Origin of the sequence: Legionella rubrilucens (assembly GCF_001468125.1) — a bacterium.
Lineage (GTDB): Bacteria > Pseudomonadota > Gammaproteobacteria > Legionellales > Legionellaceae > Legionella_C > Legionella_C rubrilucens.
On sequence record NZ_LNYT01000007.1, the window covers coordinates 856,283 to 876,332 of the forward strand.

Here is a 20,050-nt window from a genome sequence, read left to right on the forward strand (position 1 = left end):
ATGGATGATAAAAAAAGCTATTTTTTACCCCATTTGCAATTACAGGGTCTGCTTGATGCCCTGAAAGACTCTGGGTATTCCTGTGTCGGTCCGCAAGTACGCGACGGAGCAATAGTTTATGATGTGCTTCATTGTGCGGATCAATTACCATGGGGCGTCCGTGATCATCAGTCGCCAGGCGGCTATAGGTTAGAACGTATTTCTGAAAGAAAAGCATTTGCTTTTGCAAATGGTCCTCAAGCAATAAAACCCATTTTGTTTAAACCGGTAGAAACCGTATGGAAAGTGGTTCGTAACGACCAAGGGAAATTAACGTTTCAACCCCATCAGCCGGAAGAAATACCCGTTGCAATACTTGGTGCACGTGCTTGTGATTTAGCAGCGATGAGTATCCAGGATAAAGTTTTTGTTGAGGGTGCCCACCCTGATCCGCGTTATAAAAATCGTCGTGACCAATTGTTTGTCGTTGCTGTGAATTGTACTTACTCCTCTGAAAATTGTTTTTGTGTTTCAGCCGGAACTGGCCCTGAAGTCAGGAACCCTTTTGATATTCTGATGACTGAGGTTGAGGATGGGTTTGTGGTTAAGATAGGCAGTGAGCGGGGTCATGCAATTATTGACAGTTTAAAATTGGCTAAGGCTAAAATGAGACAATGCAAAGAGGCCATAAGAAATGTAGACCAGGCTGGAGCGATGCAAACTAAAAAGATACCTTTAGAAAATAAGCGTGCCTTGCGCGATTTATTGTTTGCCAATTTAAATCACGCTCGATGGGACGAGGTGGCTGAGAGATGCTTGTCCTGTGGCAATTGCACCTCTGTATGCCCAACTTGTTTTTGTCATAGCGAAATAGAAAAACCAGGTTTAGATGGTGCAAGTAGTGAGCATCAGCGCGAATGGGATTCGTGTTTTACATCAGGACACAGTGCTTTAAACGGAACAATCGTTCGTGATGATACGCGTAAACAGTATCGGCAATGGCTAACCCATAAAGTTGGCAGCTGGTTTGATCAATTTGATACAAGTGGATGTGTGGGGTGTGGGCGTTGCACCACTTGGTGTCCTGTCGGAATTGATATCACTGAAGAGTTGGCAGTGATTTCAGGTGAGTCGAATGTCAGGATTAATGCAAGTGAATAAGCCACATTTTGATCCTTATTTGCCTCTTGAAGCTGAGATTGTAGGACGGATTCAAGAGTCAGCTACTATTTTTACTCTGCATCTTCGTTTTACCGATCCTGAACAGCATGAACGGTTTGTTTTTTGTCCAGGCCAATTTAATATGCTTTATCTTTATGGAGTCGGAGAAGTCGCTATTTCCATTGTGTCTGATCCAGATAACAGGCAGATTCTTACACACACTATTCGTGCTATAGGCCGGGTGACCAGAGCACTGCAAAAGCTGCAGGAAGGCGATAGAATTGGGGTTCGCGGCCCTTATGGACGGGGCTGGCCACTCGAACAAGTTAGAGGCAAGAATATTGTTGTGGTAACAGGCGGGCTGGGTTGTGCTCCCTCGGTATCAATCATTGATTATGTTTTGGCAAGAAGAGAGCAATACGGTAATTTCAGTATCCTGCAAGGCGTGAAACACAGCGATGATTTTATTTTTAGAAATCGGTATGCAGTGTGGCAGAAATCACCCCATACTGAAGTTCATATTGCAGCTGATCAGGCGGGACCAAAATGGCCATGGAGTGTTGGCTATGTTACAGACATGATTGATAAAATCAAGCTGGACCCAAAAAATACAGTGGCGATGATGTGCGGCCCTGAAATGATGATGAGTACAGCGGTGAGTGTGCTTGGCAAAAAAGGAGTTCCTGAGCATCAAATCTATCTGAGCATGGAGCGAAACATGGAATGCGGTATTGGGCAATGCGGTCATTGTCAGTACGGTGGTTTTTTTATATGCAAAGATGGCCCTGTATTTGCTTATTCAGAAATCAAACAATTATTTCATGAACCAGGATTCTAATGAGCATGAAACCGCGTTTGGCTGTGCACAAATTTACATCGTGTGATGGATGCCAGTTAGCATTTTTAAATGCGGGCGAAGACTTACTCACCTTATCTGAGCTGGTTGATATAGTTCATTTTACTGAGGCGGGTGCAGTAGACAGTGAAGCTAAGGTAGATATCGCCTTTATTGAAGGGAGTATCTCGACGCCAGATGAAGAAACACGCATCAAAAAAATTCGTGAAAACAGCGCATGTATTATTACTATAGGCTCTTGTGCTACCTCTGGAGGAATCCAGGCTTTGCGTAATGTGGCTGACTCTAAGGACTGGATGGCCAATGTTTATGCTTCGCCAGAGTATATCAAGCGTTTGGCTACCTCAACTGCGATTTCCAAGCATGTTAAAGTCGATTGGGAACTATGGGGGTGCCCGGTTAATGGGCAGCAAGTATTAGAGGCCATTCGGTTTTTATTATCGAATGCCGCGCCGCGCATCAAGCGAGACTCTGAGTGCATGGAATGTAAACGCAAAGGTAATGTTTGCGTATTGGTTACCAAAAAACAACCCTGCATGGGACCTGTAACCCAAATGGGTTGCGGTTCATTATGTCCCTCAGTGGGGCGGGGATGTTATGCTTGTTATGGTCCAAAAGAAAAAGCGAATACCCAATCGCTGGGGCATTGGTTTGAACAACTTGGTTTAACAAGGGAAGTCATTGCGCAAAAGTTTTTGCACATTAATAATCAAGCACCTGAATTTAATAAAGCGGGAAACTATTTTAGGGGAATAAAAATCTGCAATGAGTAAAGAAATCTCAATTAATGTTCCCGTTTTGGCGCGAGTAGAAGGTGAGGGTGCTCTTGAGCTTCATATTCGTAATAGCGAAATTAAAACATTAAAATTAAAAATTTATGAGCCGCCAAGGTTGTTTGAAAAATTTTTGGAGGGTCGGAATTATACCGAAGTATTAGATATTGTGGCACGTATCTGTGGCATTTGCCCCGTTGCTTATCAAATGAGTGCCACCCAGGCAATTGAACATTGTTTTGGTATTAAACCAACCCCTTGGGTACGAACCATGCGCCGTTTATTCTATTGCGGAGAATGGTTGGAAAGTCATAGCATGCATATCCATTTTTTAGCCCTACCCGATTTTTTAGGATTTAAATCTGTACCTGAAATGGCAAAAGTCTATCCGGAAGAGGTGCGTCGTGGTATGCGTTTGCAGGCTTTGGGTAATGACTTAATTAAATTACTGGGTGGTCGTTCTATTCATCCAGTAGGCGCTTGTGTTGGCGGTTTTTATAAAGCACCCACGCTTCCTGAAATAAATAGAATGTTAGATAAAGCGAAAGCAGGACTTGGCGATTGTGATGCATTAATTCGCTGGATTGCTGAGCTTTCATTGCCTGATAATTCCCATGAGTTTACGAGTGTTTCACTTTATCATCCTACTGAATATCCCTTAAATGAGGGCAGACTGGTATCTAACCATGGTTTGAATATCAGTATTGATGAATTTGATGCTTATTTTAAGGAGAGTCAAGTTCCTTATTCTAATGCTTTGCACTGTTTGTTACAGAATAAACCTTATTTGGTAGGCCCGCTTGCCCGAGTAAATAATTGCTTCGGTCACCTGCCAATACCAATACATCTGCTTTTACAAAGTTTAAAAATCAATTTTCCATCTCAAAATATGTACGATAGTATTATCGCCAGGGCCGTTGAAATTTATTATGCTGTTCTGGAAGCCATTCGCATTCTAGAGCAGTATGAAATTCCCAACCAGTCTTATCCTGAAGTTACACCACATGCCGGCATAGGCTTTGGCTGTACGGAAGCTCCCAGGGGCATGTTATGGCAACATTATCAATTTGATGACAGTGGACAGGTCACTTCAGCACGCATTGTTCCGCCTACCAGCCAAAATCAGGCTCGGATTGAAGAGGATTTGCGTATATCCCTCGGCCAGTTTGGTTTAGATAAAGAAGAGGACATGTTACGCTCCTACAGTGAAATGATCATACGCAATTATGATCCCTGCATTTCTTGCTCAACCCATTTTTTGAAAATGAAGGTAAATCGGGATTGAGAATGAAATCTATAAAAGTTTTAGGCATTGGCTCACCTTTTGGAGATGATCAAGTCGGGTGGAGGGTAGCAGAAACTTTAAAACAACAACTCTCTTTACACGACCATATAGCGCAATACGTAAACATAGAAAGTCATGATCGCCCAGGGATTCGATTAATCGAGTTGATGAGTGAAGCCAGTACGATTTTTATAATTGATGCAGTAAAATCAGGGAGTGAAGCAGGAACAATCCATCGTTTCGAAAATAATGAAATTTTTGAGTCAGACAATCGATTTTCAACTCACGATATAGGCGTTTCACAAGCTCTTCAGCTGGGCTGCTCACTGAATGCCTTGCCAGCTAACATAATATTGTATGGAATAGAAATTGATACGATTGAATTGGGATCGAATCTTTCCCTGTGTGTAGAACGTGCAATTGGCCTGGTAGTTGCTCAATTAGAAAATGAAATTATTAACACAATTCATACATCAATCAGACCTTAATAAGGAGTCACAGCTAAACCTGAGGATGATCATTCAGCAGGTAAAGAAAATGCAATTGCAGCGTTGAAAAGCAAAGCCGGGGTTCAGTTACGTAAACAGAGTCACTGCCAGACTGAGCCTGTCTCGATCACAAACTCACGCCCGGCAGTCATTGTTGGCAAAAGGATTGCAAGAAACACTCAGTCATGAAGTGATTTATTTGTTCCCATGCTGTACATACCTGGATCTTCATCAGGTTTCATTTTAAAGAAACCTGCGTATTGCATAACCATTTTGAGAAGATCGTGATTAGCCCCATCTTTGAAAAACAAGTGGGCTGGACTGGGCTTGGATTTATCCGCCTGGTTATCGCCGACGATGGCCAGGAATTGCAATGATGGATTAAGCGCTGCGTCTTGCAATAAAGCATGAATTTCCTGCAATCGAGCAAGGTTCTCCTGATGAATCCTGGCCACCTCATCGGGCGATAGGGTAGCAATGTAAAATTCAGGATTATACTCCTTCCTGTATTCTTCGAGAGCTTTCAAAAATAACGGTACGTCTTCAAGATGCTTAGAGATGGTTTGAGCAATCAATCGTATTAAATCAAGTACAGGATCCAGATTCCCATGGTGTAATGCTTCAATTGAATGCTCAATTTGTTCAAAAGAAATTAAATCTCTTATTCGGGTAAAATCTTTAGCTTGCCATGGGTTGGCAGGTGCAGGCACACTGACTTGATAAATCGCTTCCATAAGTAAAGACACAATATGATTTTTATTTTCAGCGCTTCGCTCTTCTTGAGTCTGCAAAGGGATATTCAATTCAGTTTTTAAGAGAGCAGAAATCTCTTTTAATCGTGTCAGGCTTTTCTGATGAGATTCAATAAGATCAGCAGGCTTGTGAGTAGGGTAGTGAACGGTTCTATGGCTTGTCGCCTCATAAACAAGCTGATATTGGTATAACTGCTCATAAAAGCTATAGTCATTTTCTTCGTAGCGCATCATACTTTCATCAATTTTTTTAATAAGCTTAAGGATGGGCTCGATATCGCCACCTTCCAAGGCTGTCATGGCTTTTTTAACCATCTTGGCACCAGAGTATCCGTACAGGGTAAAATCATGCCAGTCATGTGACTCAGCAGAGTAAGATTTAAATTTTATTTTTACCAGTGCTTCATTGGTTAACTGAGCAATTGTTTCTCTATTCATTTCATCACCGTTCAGATTGCTAGGCTAATAATTGTACTAAAAGATTGTTAAGTGAACATTAATGAGGAAGTGAGAGACGACTAACAGGAATCTGTACTACAAAATTTCACATTGGTTTTAAGATTAGAGATTTGTCTGCTGCCTGAACATAGAAACAGTCATGACGGCAGTTGCTAAGAAAATAGCCAATACCAACGTGCCGCGGTCTGTTTCTACAGGGTTTATCTCAACTGGGCTTTAAGCCGCACAATGACTTCATCGGTACCTGTACCATTACTTTGGCTATCCTCTTTATGATTGAATAATGACAGCCGACGCAAGCCATCGTCATCGTTGCGAATAGCGGCGCAAATGGTTTCACGACTGATAGTTTGTCTTTCCAGTAATAAACTCAATTGGATCATGGTTTGGCTTCTATAGGGTGAAATAAAGCAGGAAAAAAGCCAGAGTCTTCCCAAAAATCCCATAAACGATTTCGATTGGTATGTTGCTAAGATCGCTCGTAGTTCATCGTTGGATAGACTATCTTTTGGGTGAGTACCTGGTTTAAGAGGACGACTGGGTGCGCCAGGTGGCACATAGTTTGGCAAATGCTCATCGTTTAGTAACTCGAAGTCAGGATCAGAGACCTCTGGGTAGTCAACAGCAACCGGCTTATCAGTTAAATCCAGTTCTTCGCGTATCTCGATGTTGCCGTACTCTTCCATTCCTCTTTTTCGAATTTCCCGTCCCACCGTGGTGTGGTTAAAGAAGGGGGAATGGCGGGATAAGGCGCCGCTTAAAAGTAAATCGTCAGGTGCTATCTTACCCAGCGAGCTTGACAGCCCTCTTCTGACCATGCTGTCATCTTCACCGGTTATCTGCTTTAACTCGTCGTAAAATGATTTTAATGATTCTTCGCTAAAGTCAGGAATCGCCTGGCGAATTGTTTTAATGACAGCCCAATCAAACGCTTTTCGCTCATCATCGACATCGAGCAAGAGTTCAATGTTACCCATTTTATTGATTTTTCTGGAGCCGTCTTTTTCTAATGCTCCAACGCCACAGGCACGCATCCAGGTATTTTCAAACAGTGCAACAACTTTCCCTGCAGCGTGTTGCATGCTGGTGCCTGAAGATAAATAATGCACCTTTCCATTGATCTTAACCATCGGCCGATTGGCTAATACACGCGAAGAAAAAATGGTGGTATTCCTTGAGGCGCTGGTTTTAGTTTCGATTTGTTTGCGTCTAGACATTGTTGCCCATATTGCATTGATTCGTCATAATTGTGCCATAAAAAACTAAATGGCAATTAAAAAATCACGTGGTTTGATCAATGCTCGAGCTGCTCGAGTATATTAAAGAACATTCCGGCGACAAAAAATCGGTATGATTAATGCTGCTTTACAGAAAATCAAAATCTTCATCGCTTTTTTGCGGTACAACGGGGGTGGTTAATAGCCTCTTTGGCTGTCAGCTGTCATATCCCTGAGTTATTGTTATCGAAAATAGCTCAGGGCATGAGTGAGCGTGGTTAGTAATTCAGCTAACTTTACCGGGGTATGAAGCCCCAGTAGGAAAGTCAAACTCCGCTTTATCATAGCAAGACTCGGGCTGATTTTTATCTTGATTGTACCTGATACTCTCGTTGGCTAAAATCGCATGGATAGTTTGCAAACACGCTTTGAATCTACTCGTCGTCAATAGATGGGTTATCTTATTCGTGTTTTCCAGGTCACAATCGGTATACATCATGTTCGACACTGTTTTTATTAATAATTTCGCATTCCTTGTCGACTGTACATGCTTGAGAAGGTAAGACGCTTCATCCATTTTATTTTTGGTTAATTCGCTATGACGAAACATCCTGCTCCTTAAATTCAATACGGCTTGGTCATCTTCCATTGTGCCTCGTGAATTCATATAGGCATTGATTTCAGAAATTATTTTTTGATGGCTTTCTTCAGAGACATCAAAATCATTGTCTGGGCCAAAATGATTTGGCTTTGGACAAGTTATTTTTTTTAAAACCATGGCCCCTTGGTTTATCAACCAATCATTCACTTCGTCAACATCGGTCAGGGTAGCAAGTGCCTGACTGTCAAATTCAATTGGAGTATGGGCTTTTATAATCTCGCTTTCGGTTAATCCGTAGGCTTGTAATTCTTCGGATTCAAAAACATCACCTCCACTCAGTCGAGAACTCATGATGAGTGCGGATTTGGTGGGAAGTCGACCCTCATGTAATTCATTGGCTAGGATATCGTTTTTCTCTTTAATTAAATAGCATGCCTCATATTTCACGAGAACATTAGCCTCCAACAGGTGCATGGCCCTACTGAACATAACCCGGCTGTAATCTGGCGGTAACTCATCGATATTCACTTCTTTAGTACCTCTAATCATAATAAAAGGATACCAAAGATCTTTATTCCCCGAGTTTATCCCAGTTGATTGATAATAAGGCTGCCCATTGATAACGGTAATTTTTCTTGAATTTCCAGAATGAAGGGATTTATAAATAATAAAGGGTTGAGGCATAATCAAACTCAGTAGTAAATTTACGTTTCTTCCTAAAATTGTCTGCGTTAATAATACCCTTTTTAATACTAAGATTTAATCAAAAAATACGCTGGTGAATGCAATTTTCGTGGTGGGGTTGCATTTCGTCTGACTTCATTGTTCTTTTAGCAGTAGGCTGGGAGGAGGGTGCAGCCTGTATCCCGGGGGTTGTCATCTATCTTATCCCTCACAAGAGTTTAATCAGGAGACGTTTTCGGCCTCGAAAGGCAGAATGAGCGTGAACGTGGCACCCTGGTCAAGACCAACAGAGTCAGCTTGAAGCTGTCCGCCTAATTCTTTAGCCAGTAAGGCACAATTATGTAAACCATAACCATGACCTTCCTGTTTCGTTGTAAAACCAAAAGAGAAAATTTTCTGTAAATGCTCTTTAGAAATCCCGGAGCCATTATCGCTAACACAAATGAGGAGCCGATTTTTTTCTTCCATCAGTTCAATTTTTATAATTAGTCTTTTTAATTTCTGGGTGCTTATTGCCAGGGAATCAACGGCATTTTTTATCAAATTAATAAGAATCTGTTGGATTTTGTTTTTCACGGATACAAACGGAGGCGTTTGATTAAATTGGCGTTCTACATTAATGTTTATTTTTCTAAGACGACTGGCATATAAAAGTAATATTTCTTCAATTAAATCGTCTATATCAATGCGTTCAAGAATCTGTGAGCCAGGACGGCTGGCGCTTTGTTGCATTGCAATAATTTGGTTAACATGAGTTAGATTTTTGTTCAGAGTTTCTAATTCTTCCTGACTCTTGACTTTTTCATCCGTTAATTGCCCTATCAATTTTTTAAAATAAGGTATAACTAATTTGCCTCGTTCATCGTGGTTAATATAATAATCCAAATTATTTTTATTATCCTCAATAACGTCGAGCAATTTAGGTAATTGTGATACATAAGACAGTTGAATATTTTCTGATAATAAAGCTACTGACGTATTGATGCTGTTTAATACATTGCCTACATTATGCAGAATGCTTGTAGCAATTTCAGCCACGCCGGCAGAGCGGGATGTTTCAATTAAAGTCGCCTTGGCTTTATTTAATTTTTGCAGCATGTTGTTCAAATGATTCTGTAAATCACCTATTTCATCATTGCTAAGAATAGGCAAAAGAGGTTTTAAATTGTCATAATCGATGTTGTTAGCAAACTGGCTAAGGTGAATAATAGGTTTTGATATCACTTTCGTCAGGAAAAAACTTAAGAAAAGGATGATTAAAATGATTGCGGTATTTAGAATAATGATCAGATTTCTTAGTTCAAGGGATGCGCTATTTATCCCTTGTCGTTCCTCCTCTAAAAAAGTCGATTCCTGTAAAAGCAAAATTTTTATAAACTCATTCAGCTCGTGTTCCTTGTCCGCAAGATGTTTTGCTTTAATGGCTAATTCTTTCGGAGGCTTGTTTTGCTCTTTCACAGAAAAAACGTCTAAAGCCGCCAGAATAACATCATCCCTCAAGCGATTGAGCTTCTTTACGTTTGTTCTGGTCGTTTCTATCTGATATTTTTTATATGTGTTCTGCTGTTCCCCAAGCTCTTCTAACAGAGCCAAAAACTCATCTTTTACTGAGCCAATTTTGCTTGGTGTATTGCTATTAATTGTTGCCTGATTAAATTTGATGTTAAAATTCTTAATAAACAAATCGATGCGTGTCGTTAAATTTTTCATAGTTAACAGCGCCTCTAATCGAGGAACTGTTTTATCAACAATGGTTAAAAAATGTTGATTAACATCGACGTAGCGTTTTAATAAGTAAATATTCAATGGAATGAAAAGCAATGCGACCATTAACATGCTGAGCAAAATTTTATAGCGAATACTCATTTTGCATCCATGATTTGAGGCTGGGAATTGACGACTGTATTCGCAACCTTTTCACCTAATGTTAATCCCGCCTGAGCATCAACGGGAAAATGGATTCCGCCCCATATGCGGCTTGAGCTTGCCTCTTGGGCTTTTTTCCACCAATCTGATTTATTTTTCGGGAAATAGTAAGTTAAAATGGTGGCGGCAGTGGCCGAAATGCCAGAGTGGCCTGCCGGATAACTCGGATGATTGGGTGTGGGCATGACTGTATGTAAACCGGGATTCAACATGAATGGCCTTTTTATCCAATAAGTGTATTTAGCCGCAAAAATAGCTATGACTGAATCGGCAATACCCATGGCTAATACCGAACGAACGAATACCCTGTTGGCCAATGGTAACTGCTCCTTTTCCATGTAATCATTAGCGAATTTTAACCAAATTCCTGGCGGCGTTATCGTCGAAGGATTCCCAGCCCAGAACACAACAGCCTTTGTTTGTTCCGGTGTAATGGCGTTTAACGCCGTTTCTGTTTTTTTAAGTTGCATTTGCCAGGCTTGCGCACCAATTGCTGGTGGTTTTATGGGCATAAAGGGTTCGACAGAAGTAATTACCCAGGGTTTCCAGGAGCCTACCTCCTGTCCAAAATAAGGTTTTATTCCGAGCCAATACCCTGCGCCTGAAGGTTGAGTGGATAACTTCTCTTTTGAGGCGTCTTCAGCGATACGATCTTTGATTTTACTTAAAACAAGCCTGGATAGCTGACTTGAATAGTTGTCGCTCTTTATTTGAGATTTAATTTTGGAGCAATCATTGGGAAAAAACAAACAGAGAACATCGCCAGAAATAACATCGAGATTACCTGCAAATTGCTGTTTCACATTATACGATAAAAAAGTAGCATCGCGCTGCGCTGTATAGACATAAGCATAGATGCGAGACGCCGGGGCATCACCTAACTTATTGGACTTAATCAATTCAAACATCAGGCTATCCCATTTCTTTAATGCGTTTTCTGTTATTATTTGCTTCGTCGCTAATCCTGACAACGAGGCTTGTTCCTCTTTTGTGTAGGTAAAATAAGTAGGTAACAAAGAATGTCTTTTGATTCCCCAAAAAAAATAGCCAGCCATTAGACCAAGACAAACCACTAATACGATAAATAGTGCCTTTCTATTCGTCATGTTTATTCCTTTCTGGCTTCTCTTAACATGTCATTAATGGAATCGGGGTTCTCTAGTAACTTGGTTAATTCCGATGCAGGTAATGGCTTGCTAAAATAAAACCCTTGAATCTGGTTGCATTCGTTACCTTTTAGGAAATCAAGCTGTTTTTGTGTCTCAACCCCTTCCGCAAGAACTTCTAAATTCAAATTTCTTGCCATTGCAATAACCGCTTGAATAATGATTTCATCGTTACGAGTAATATTATGAATGAATGAACGATCAATCTTTAAACGATTCAAGGCTAAATGACGCAAATGATGCAAGTTAGAGTAGCCTGTGCCAAAATCATCCAAAGCAATTTCAACCCCGAAATTCTTTAATTCATTAATTTTGTCAATAATGGAATCATCCACGATCGAACTTTCACTGAGTTCAACCTCAAAATACCTGGGCTCCAGTTTTGTCTCCAGCAAAATATCTTTAATTTTCTCGACAAAATCATTTTGATTTAATTGCTGAACAGTGGCATTGACTGCCATGCGTATGGGCGGCAGCCCGCTTTCTTGCCAACGTTTATTTTGCAGACAGGCTTCTTTTATCACCCAATCACCTAATGGGATTATTAAGCCTGTCCGTTCCGCAAGAGGGATAAAATCGATAGGTAAGAGTAGACCGCGAGTGGGATGATTCCAACGAATTAAGGCCTCGACCCCCTGCAGTTTGTGACTCTGAATATGAATTTGCGGCTGATACCAGAGTACCATTTCCTTCTTATCCATCGCCTGATGCAACTGGGATTCAAGCTCAAGCTGTTCTAATACTTTCTCATTCATATCCTGGGAATAAAGTTGGAACTGATCCCCCCCTAATTTTTTGGCCTGATACATTGCAGCATCGGCATTACGTAATAATTCATCGATTTCCTGACCATCATGAGGATAGATAGCAACACCCATACTGCTCGTGATGCTGAAAGCATGATCAGCCACCTGCACAGGCTCTTTAATAATATTTAATAGCTTAGTGACAATTTTTGATATGTCCTCTACTTTCTTTAGTTCTGTAATGATCATTACAAATTCATCGCCACCTAATCGGGATAGCGTATCGAAAGAGCGGACTGCGGATAATAAACGCCTGGCTACCGTGACGAGCAATTCATCGCCGGCGGGATGACCTAAACTGTCATTGATAAGCTTAAATCGATCCAAATCGAAAAATGCAACGGCAAAGCTGGTTTGGTAACGCTTGTATGCAGCAATGGCCTGCTGCATCCTATCATGCAACAGGGCTCGATTGGCCAGGCCGGTAAGTGCATCATGGGTCGCTTGATACCTTAATTGCTCGGTGCGCTTTTCCACTTCCTGTTCCAACGATTTGGTATAAACACGGGATTCACGCAATAATTTCCATTTTCTGGTCAATGCATAGGCTAATTGGCGCACAGCAATATGATCGAAGGGTTTTTTTAAAATAAGGAAATTATCACTATGACCCAGTTCTTGAATTGTTTCTTCCCAGCTGTAATCGGAATAGGCCGTGCAAATCACGACATGAATATCCGGGTCGATGGCCCATATATGCTTAATGGTTTCAATTCCATCCCAGCCAGGTGGCATACGAACATCGACAAAGGCGAGGGCATAAGGTTCCTGCTCTCTGGTTGCTTTTTCAATAAGCGCTGCACCTTCCTGTCCTTGCGTCGCTGTGTCTATTTTAAAGTGCGGTAAAACCAGGTTGTCTGAGTCTGCATTCGGTATATCAAAAAGTTGTTGCGCTAAGTCTTCGAGCTCATTTTTTGCTGTTTTAGTTAAAACTTTGATAAAGTCCTTATGTATTTCGGTATTGTCATCAATGACGATGATACGAAAATCATATTTATTTTCATCCATAAAAATTTCGACATGATTTTTTTTAAAATTATAGCAAACAAAAAGCCAGGCATTGAAAGAATACGATTGGCAAAGAGCAGTTAACTGGGCTGAAAGCACATACGTGACCGTCAGCCTCTAACCTGGGAGGAGGGCACTGCCTGTATCCCGGGTTCTCCTGTTAATGTTGGAAAGTATGGGTGTTTTGGGAAATAATTACCCGGAAAATTCCTGTGCCAGCCGCCTCCTACTCTGAAAAATATGGGGAATAATGAGAGACAGTGGCGTAGTTTAGGAAAAATGTACAATCGACTGGATGGCATAGCAAAAACCGCCTGCTTAATAGACAATGATCTTAGCGATAATAAATTTAATAGTTTGAAAACACGCTATCAGCAGGAGCATGGGAAATTAATGGGAGCGAATCCTGTCAAGTGTCTTTCATTTATTAAATATTCAAACTTGGGTGGATGTAGAGGCCAATAAATCAGTGATTGACGGAAGATGTATTGATTCTCTATTTAAATTGCCATGAAGGTAATAAGTTTACTAGCCAATGGTTTCTTTCTTTGGATGATTCTAAAAGAAAAATTGAAGAAAGGAGGCTGGATTACAACAATTTTCGCCCGCACTATTCTTTGAACAATTTAATGTCAAATCAATTCCGACTGAAGGCCACAGAAGCCAGTTTTTTCTAGTTTTTACGGATTTGTTTTGGGGAGAAGAACCTCTAATTGATTGAAAATAAATCTTAATAGACTAAAATTGTACTATATGGATCTATGCTGGTCTTGTCTATATGTCATACAGTAAAGTGCTTGGGTATCTCAAAAAAGGCCCTAGACTAAAGAGTGACGCCACAAAAGATTTGGAACAAATCATCGAACTATTCATCAGTCCGACCCAGAAAGCTCAATGCCGCTTTAATGCGTTGGGTGAGTTGGAGGTAGCATTTAACGATCGGGTCTTTAATTTAACTCAAATTTTACTGCATCAGCCTGATTTTGAGCATTTTTCTTTTTCGGATCAGGTTACCAAGCGTTATGAAATGTTTATTCAAACTGCCAGCCATAAACCCTCTTTGGAAGGCGGTGTATTTATTCCCCGAAAAGAAGATTATGAAAAAGCTGATAAAAACAAACTTTACACAAAGCTGACGTATGGTGAAAAATTGGCAATAACGCTGTATACCTCAAATTTCTATGAAGAAATTAATTCGTTTTTACGAACTCAGGGGCGTGATATAAGCTTTAAAGAACTGTCATCGGATAGATTAACCGAGATAGTGAAGGAAATTGTTCTGGCCAGTTGCCTTGCCGCACATGGTTTAACCCGATTAGAAGTACCTAATGATTCCAATGACAACAGCCTCCAGGAGGTCTATCGTGCTGAGAGGAGCCATCGAATTCCTGATGGTGTATGGAAACAACGCCATAAAGCAATCGGCACTCATATCCCTGTACGCCAGGAGGGATTTATCAGTTCTTCTGAAGACATGAATGCCATGAAATTATCAGGCACCGACACAACACTGAAGATTTCTCAACCTCACCATGCGATTGGTAAGCGTGTACAGGATTTGTCTTATAAAGGCGATGAGCAGGAAGTTCTACTTGTTCCAGGCACACAATTGGCATTCGGTTCCTTCAGCCAGGACAAGGGCAGAAAGGTATTTGAAGCTTTTGTCGTGAGAAGCCTTGATGGTATTGATCCTTCCTCTTACTCGACTGTCAATGCTGAGATCAGGACACAGCTTATTTCCCTTCGTGAACAAATCGATTATTTAAAGGGGCAGGTTCCTCCTCCACAGAAAACGCCATTCTCATTATGGAAATCGCTTAGTAATTCTATTAAAAAAAACGAGGCTGCAGAGGTTCAGGACCAGATAAAATACCTCGACAAACTCATCATCTGGTTTGAAAATAACAAGCATAAACCCAGTGAGAAAATAGCAAAGCTTGAGGCTCTCAACAAAAAAATGGGAAAGCTTGTTGAAAAAGTAAGGGACTCCAATTTGTTATATGAGCCGTTGAGGGAGGCCTCAACTAAAATCAGTCATCTTATTATGCAACTTAAGATAGGTAATTCATCTGGGTTAATCAGTGAAGCAGAGTATGTCTATACTCATCACTTAAGTAAGGCTTATAAAGAAACTGATATGGATAGTACTGATGCTGTATTGAAGCATGATAATCAGGTAATCCATCGCCCTAATCATGGCTTGGCTCACTCTCTCAGAGTAGCCACTTACATCCCACTTGTGGTCGAGTATTTCCAGCAATTTGCAAAACCAAAATTAAGCCAGCTTTGCCAGAATCTTAACAGTGAAGAACTGAAGAAACTGCAACTTTGCATGCTTTTTAGTGTTTCCGGACGCGAATCGGATCTTGCTTTTAAAAGCAATCCGGATAAATATCGAGAATATCGCCAGCGATCTGCTGAACAGTTCATTCTGTATGCACGGGACAAAATGTCAAAGGACGATGTCAAGAAATACGCAGAACTGATCCTCAACATGGGTAATCCAGATTACTTAAAATCCAAAAAAATTACCCCTAAAAAAGAAGCTCTTTTCCACATCATGAATCTGGCGCACCAATTGGATCTGATGCGGTGCTACCATTTTGCACAATATAGCATCGCCATAGCCAATGGTCATGATTCACTTATTATTCCATCTAACACCCAACAACGCCATTTTAATGCGTTATTAAAAACCGTCAGTCAACGTATCCACGCCACCGGAGATAGACTTTATTGTCAAGTGAAGGATAATCAACTAGTTTCCTCCACCGAGGATTATAATTTCCCGGTTTTTGCCAGAGCTAGTACGGATGCCAGGGAGTGTTTACAACTCATTGCGGAGGCTGACGCTCCTAATCTCACCAGTGCCTCGTCCCTGTCAGCCGAATCAACGATTTCGCCTCAAAATCAATACCGTATTTGATTTTATGAATATCAATAATCGCCAAAAATTGATCCTGCCCTGATTTGTCGGACACCCTGCTAAGAGAGTAAAATCAAAAGCAGAGGTAGAAAATAAAATGGAACAAGCCTGCAAGAGCTTCAGTTGTTAGGTGGATGGTCCAGTTTTGAGATGGTGTTGCGTTATGCGCATCTTTCAAGTGATCATTTAAAGAATGCAGCTAGCAGGATTAATTCAACTGGATTGATGAGGGCATAACTTAGGAAGGTTAGGAGAGTTTACGTGACAAATTCCCCACACTCGATTTTTGAACCTTCCCAAGGTATTTTTTAACTTATTGATTTTACAGCGAGAATTGGCGCGCCCGGAAGGATTCGAACCTCCGACCCCCTGGTTCGTAGCTGTATGGATAATTATTAAATTCATTTAAAATCAATGTCTTGTGATGTAATGATTTGGTGAATTCCTGCCTAAAACCGCATAAATAAGAGTGTATTAAAGTGAGTTTTTGACAAATTTCCTACACCGGTTTAGGTATCGATTTAATTATATCGTTGCCGATTTCTTGTATGGTGTGTGTAATTTATTATGAAAAGCGCAGAATAAAAATAATAGAGCGTGATGGTTGGGTAAAATATCATCAAAAAGGCAGTCACTGTCAATTTAAACATCCAACCAAAAAGGGTAGGGTAACCATACCCCATCCAAAGAAAGATTTACCCATTAAAACAGTAGCCAGCATTTTTAAACAGGCTGGTATTGATAAGGAGGATATAAAATGAGATATCCCGCCGTTATTCATAAAGATGAAAACAGTGATTTTGGCGTGATGATTCCCGATATTCCTGGATGTTATTCTGCCGGTAGTACGTATGATGAAGCGCTGAATAATGTTATCGAGGCCATTGAGTGTCATCTTGAAGGCCTCTTGTTTGATAATGAATCCATCCCTGTTGGCTCCCTTTAGATCGCTGGATAAATGAAGAAGAGTTTTCCGACGGAGTTTGGGCATTTGTTGATGTGGATTTAAGTCAAATATCCGGTAAGGCAAAACATATTAATATTACCATGCCGGAACGGGTTTTAAAATTGATTGATTTGTATACAAAAAGTCATGCGATAAAAAATCGCTCCTCCTTTTTAGCGGATGCTGCATTGAATTTTATAGAAAGTCATAAGTAGCCCTATTCTTTAGGATTAAAACAGCCCAAGCTCACTCAATGGGCTGTATGCGTTTTCCAGTTCAGTTCGTTGTAGTGATTGGCATAACCTCTTTATCAAAGAAGTAAAAATAGATTATGGGTGTTGCCGCATTAGATACATTTTCAACAATGTAATGCTGCATTATATTAGCCCCGTGGCCAGAAGGAGATAGAGGGGTGTTAATACATAGATAGTCATTATTATTAAATTCAATTTTCCACCAATACGAAAGGGGCAATATATCCCCATCGGGAGTGATTGCCGGGTTAACCGAATGATTCACTGCTGTGTCTAAATCGTACCTGTTTCCTTTAACATAACTTCCCCAATCCCCGTTTAGATTCATTGCTGGTGTATCACCCACATTCAGAATATCGTGAGAAGGATTAGTGAATTTATATCCCCATGGGTAATGCAGATGTTTTGTTCCCGCAGTTTTTAGATCAAAAAACATCCACCATTAGCATAATCGATTCCATCTGGATCAAGAGCATTTAAGGCAATTTCATTTAAAACAGAGAAGTCCATCTCAAGATTTGAACATAAAACTTGCTTCACCCGTAAATTGGGTGGGTTTGTGGATGAAACTTGCTTTTTTCTATTAGCTATGAAGTCATTGACCGTACTATAGCCATAGGCTTTACTTTTTCTAACAAGAGCATTTGCAATCGCTGCTTTCTCTTCGTAAGTGCTGTTTACTGATGCTTCTCCATGGACTATGGCTGCAATTAATTTCACTTCAGAAACAGTGGCTGGTGTTTCTGTACAGTTTGTTGTTGGTTTTATACAAGTCAGTCCGTCTGAAGACAGCATCCAAGTAGTATTAGGGCAAGCCCTAAACGCACTACAGGACCACCAGGGAATGTTGTAATAAGCTAAAGAGCCATCAGCACAAAACCATGTATCTGCACCCATTAGGACATTATATGTTGCTGAATAGCAAGCAGGGTCGCCGTCTATTCCCTCAACGAGCAGGCAAGAGAGCGCTTGAAGAATAAGGACATGATTGGCCATCAGGATTTTGCCTATTCAAGCGAAGGTGGGCGAAAAAACCATCGCGCTGGCCCAGGGTGAACGCATTCTGCTGCGCCAAAACGACAAAGCCATTGGCATTTGTAATGGCGACTTAGCCACCATCCTTGCTATAGACAAAGAGAGTTTGACTGCCCAATTAGACAGTGGCGAACAAGTGATAATTCCTAAGACTTACCGGTATATCGAATACGGCTATGCGCTACTGTCCATAAAGCGCAGGGCATGACCGTGGATAACGTCAAGGTACTTATCGACAGTCAATACTGGGATAAAAACTTAAGCTTTGTCGCCTTAACCCGGCATCGTGATTCGGTTGCGGTGTCTTGGATTGCGGTTTAAGTCTGAGAATTTATTGAGGATAATTTTTTGATTTCACCTTTTCGGACATACAGTGTTGATTGCTGCTAATCTTTTTATATGGTTTATGGGCTGCATTGGGCAGTAGAGTCAGACACAAGAAGTCATAAATCCGGTACGTTTCTCCTTTGTTAAACGGGGTGACGCAATCATTGATCTTATTGGCCATTATGTGTACAATATTGCTCTTAATAAGATATTTAAAAATTAATTTAATATTTTTATGAGGGGCTTTCCCATGACAACGACTTACACGAGTGAACAATTGTCTAGCCCTGATTTTATTAGCAAAAAGGCTCAATTTTTCCAAGGCATCTTGTCTGCATTAGGCATAACCAACGATGTCTCTGCAACAGCCGCAAAAATAAATCAACAATTAAATACAGAGGATCGGAAGCAATTATTTAATTGGGATTCGTTGTATATCGGGTTTGTGCAAAATACCTCTAATATGGATGCATTACTCCGTAATCTTTTTAAGTTATTCAAAGTGCTTTGCTTGCTCCATTTAGATGAAAATTTAAAAAGAGGGTGTCTTCATGTTGATACAAACACATTACTCAGTCATTTCTCCAAATTAATTGAAGTCCGTTTTCTTGATGAGAGCGGGAATATCAAGCCGATTTTTGCAAAAAGCGATATTGTAAATACATTTGTGTGGCTCTATAAAACACTGGATAACTATCCAGCCAAAGATAAAGGAACACAATGGGCATTAGCCTTTCGCGTGTTTATGTTTGGAGATAGCGACCATCTTGAAGAGAAGCGGTTGTTTATTGATTCGCAAATCAACGAATTGGGTGTTAGTGATTCGAATACCGATACTGCGGGCCACGAAATAGCGCTGAATAAACATTATCATTCTTTCGTCGCTGCTGACATTCGTCTGGCAGTTAAGATGTTATTCGGTAAAGAAACGATTGAACAAGACTTTAAAGGAACTCACGGGTTTAAGGCGCAATGTGCCGAGTTTAGAAAAAAGGAAGGTAATGATGTTATTGTCGTGAAGCCCAACGCATCCGTTGAGTTTTTTTCAGCTCCTGCTCAAAAAGAGCCATCTTCTCACCACCAGGCCAGAGCCAGTGATAAGTCAAAGCGAGCGCTACAAGAAAAGATTGAATCGCGACTAAGCTGGTTGAAATTTGTATTCAAGTTTACTTTTGATGCTGACGATGTGTCACTTTTGCAAGAAAAAATGAGTTTATTAAATGCAATGTTAAGTAACATTGTGAGTAATAAGCATGAAGCAATTCAGACGTATTGTATTGACAAACAACGCTCGTCTTTTTTTCATTCCGATAAAACACGAACCAGGGAGTTGTTTGATGAATACGAGAGTCTGATTGGTCATCCAGTGAGTGGCAATCAATAATTTCCATTAAAAAGAGT

The 20,050-nt window shown here is 40.5% G+C and carries 20 protein-coding genes and 2 pseudogenes; 14 read left to right on the top strand and 8 right to left on the bottom strand.

Going from position 1 to position 20,050, the window contains the following annotated elements; genetic code table 11:
• The 5 genes from Lrub_RS07350 to Lrub_RS07370 are packed head-to-tail and all read left to right on the top strand — an operon-like array spanning nt 1 to nt 4,542.
• Entirely contained in the window at nt 1-1,140 is a 1,140-nt protein-coding gene (locus tag Lrub_RS07350) for a 4Fe-4S dicluster domain-containing protein (protein WP_193392352.1), read from the top strand.
• Entirely contained in the window at nt 1,115-1,978 is an 864-nt protein-coding gene (locus Lrub_RS07355) for an FAD/NAD(P)-binding protein (protein ID WP_420324347.1), read from the top strand. The genes Lrub_RS07350 and Lrub_RS07355 overlap by 26 nt, the downstream gene beginning before the upstream one ends.
• A gap of 5 nt (nt 1,979-1,983) precedes the next feature.
• Nucleotides 1,984-2,769, top strand: coding sequence for an NADH-quinone oxidoreductase subunit B family protein (locus tag Lrub_RS07360; protein WP_058531581.1), 786 nt, complete (start codon nt 1,984-1,986; stop codon nt 2,767-2,769).
• Nucleotides 2,762-4,054, top strand: a complete 1,293-nt coding sequence (locus Lrub_RS07365) for a Ni/Fe hydrogenase subunit alpha (protein ID WP_058531512.1) — start codon at nt 2,762-2,764, stop codon at nt 4,052-4,054. The genes Lrub_RS07360 and Lrub_RS07365 overlap by 8 nt, the downstream gene beginning before the upstream one ends.
• 2 nt (nt 4,055-4,056) lie before the next feature.
• Nucleotides 4,057-4,542 (top strand): hydrogenase maturation protease, encoded by a 486-nt coding sequence (locus Lrub_RS07370; RefSeq protein ID WP_058531513.1) that lies wholly within the window; start codon nt 4,057-4,059, stop codon nt 4,540-4,542.
• Between the two features lie 179 nt (nt 4,543-4,721).
• Here the strand turns inward: Lrub_RS07370 and Lrub_RS07375 are convergent, their stop codons facing one another.
• From Lrub_RS07375 to Lrub_RS07400, 6 genes are all read right to left on the bottom strand, one after another.
• Nucleotides 4,722-5,732 carry a hypothetical protein gene (locus tag Lrub_RS07375; RefSeq protein ID WP_058531514.1) on the bottom strand — a complete coding sequence of 337 codons (1,011 nt, stop codon included), beginning with the start codon at nt 5,730-5,732 and terminating at the stop codon, nt 4,722-4,724.
• 221 nt (nt 5,733-5,953) lie between these two features.
• Nucleotides 5,954-6,970: a hypothetical protein gene (locus Lrub_RS07380; protein WP_058531515.1), complete on the bottom strand. Its 1,017-nt coding sequence runs from the start codon at nt 6,968-6,970 to the stop codon at nt 5,954-5,956.
• Nucleotides 6,971-7,256: 286 nt separating this feature from the next.
• Nucleotides 7,257-8,255, bottom strand: coding sequence for a hypothetical protein (locus Lrub_RS07385; protein WP_058531516.1), 999 nt, complete (start codon nt 8,253-8,255; stop codon nt 7,257-7,259).
• 222 nt (nt 8,256-8,477) lie between these two features.
• Nucleotides 8,478-10,121 (bottom strand): sensor histidine kinase, encoded by a 1,644-nt coding sequence (locus tag Lrub_RS07390; RefSeq protein WP_058531517.1) that lies wholly within the window; start codon nt 10,119-10,121, stop codon nt 8,478-8,480.
• The gene (locus Lrub_RS07395; protein WP_082651458.1) at nt 10,118-11,287 is read right to left on the bottom strand and encodes a vanadium-dependent haloperoxidase; all 1,170 of its coding nucleotides are present in this window, start codon (nt 11,285-11,287) and stop codon (nt 10,118-10,120) included. Before Lrub_RS07395 ends, Lrub_RS07390 begins: the two co-directional genes overlap by 4 nt.
• Before the next feature lie 2 nt (nt 11,288-11,289).
• Entirely contained in the window at nt 11,290-13,161 is a 1,872-nt protein-coding gene (locus Lrub_RS07400; RefSeq protein ID WP_065235736.1) for an EAL domain-containing protein, read from the bottom strand.
• Nucleotides 13,162-13,700: 539 nt separating this feature from the next.
• Here Lrub_RS07400 and Lrub_RS07405 point away from each other — a divergent pair.
• From Lrub_RS07405 to Lrub_RS15185, 6 genes and pseudogenes are all read left to right on the top strand, one after another.
• Nucleotides 13,701-13,838: pseudogene (locus tag Lrub_RS07405) on the top strand (integrase core domain-containing protein); the annotation flags it as partial.
• A gap of 101 nt (nt 13,839-13,939) precedes the next feature.
• A complete protein-coding gene (locus Lrub_RS07410; RefSeq protein WP_058531521.1) occupies nt 13,940-16,087 on the top strand; it encodes a SidE phosphodiesterase domain-containing protein in 2,148 nt (715 codons plus the stop codon).
• A 96-nt stretch (nt 16,088-16,183) separates the two neighbouring features.
• Nucleotides 16,184-16,324, top strand: a pseudogene (locus tag Lrub_RS14745) (site-specific integrase); the annotation flags it as partial.
• Nucleotides 16,325-16,635: 311 nt separating this feature from the next.
• Nucleotides 16,636-16,848, top strand: coding sequence for a type II toxin-antitoxin system HicA family toxin (locus Lrub_RS07415; RefSeq protein ID WP_058531522.1), 213 nt, complete (start codon nt 16,636-16,638; stop codon nt 16,846-16,848).
• A complete protein-coding gene (locus Lrub_RS15180) occupies nt 16,845-17,033 on the top strand; it encodes a type II toxin-antitoxin system HicB family antitoxin (protein ID WP_272946949.1) in 189 nt (62 codons plus the stop codon). The genes Lrub_RS07415 and Lrub_RS15180 overlap by 4 nt, the downstream gene beginning before the upstream one ends.
• 53 nt (nt 17,034-17,086) lie before the next feature.
• Entirely contained in the window at nt 17,087-17,248 is a 162-nt protein-coding gene (locus tag Lrub_RS15185) for a type II toxin-antitoxin system HicB family antitoxin (protein ID WP_272946950.1), read from the top strand.
• A 61-nt stretch (nt 17,249-17,309) separates the two neighbouring features.
• Here the strand turns inward: Lrub_RS15185 and Lrub_RS07425 are convergent, their stop codons facing one another.
• Nucleotides 17,310-17,723, bottom strand: a complete 414-nt coding sequence (locus tag Lrub_RS07425) for a hypothetical protein (RefSeq protein ID WP_058531523.1) — start codon at nt 17,721-17,723, stop codon at nt 17,310-17,312.
• A complete protein-coding gene (locus tag Lrub_RS07430; RefSeq protein ID WP_058531524.1) occupies nt 17,708-18,283 on the bottom strand; it encodes a hypothetical protein in 576 nt (191 codons plus the stop codon). The genes Lrub_RS07425 and Lrub_RS07430 overlap by 16 nt, the downstream gene beginning before the upstream one ends.
• Here Lrub_RS07430 and Lrub_RS07435 point away from each other — a divergent pair.
• From Lrub_RS07435 to Lrub_RS07440, 3 genes are all read left to right on the top strand, one after another.
• On the top strand, nt 18,276-18,530 hold the full coding sequence (locus Lrub_RS07435) for a hypothetical protein (protein WP_133134139.1): 255 nt from the start codon (nt 18,276-18,278) through the stop codon (nt 18,528-18,530). The genes Lrub_RS07430 and Lrub_RS07435 overlap by 8 nt on opposite strands.
• 2 nt (nt 18,531-18,532) lie before the next feature.
• The gene (locus Lrub_RS14545; RefSeq protein ID WP_162263129.1) at nt 18,533-18,643 is read left to right on the top strand and encodes a hypothetical protein; all 111 of its coding nucleotides are present in this window, start codon (nt 18,533-18,535) and stop codon (nt 18,641-18,643) included.
• 256 nt (nt 18,644-18,899) lie between these two features.
• The gene (locus Lrub_RS07440; RefSeq protein ID WP_058531526.1) at nt 18,900-20,033 is read left to right on the top strand and encodes a hypothetical protein; all 1,134 of its coding nucleotides are present in this window, start codon (nt 18,900-18,902) and stop codon (nt 20,031-20,033) included.
• The last annotated feature ends 17 nt before the right edge of the window (nt 20,034-20,050 follow it).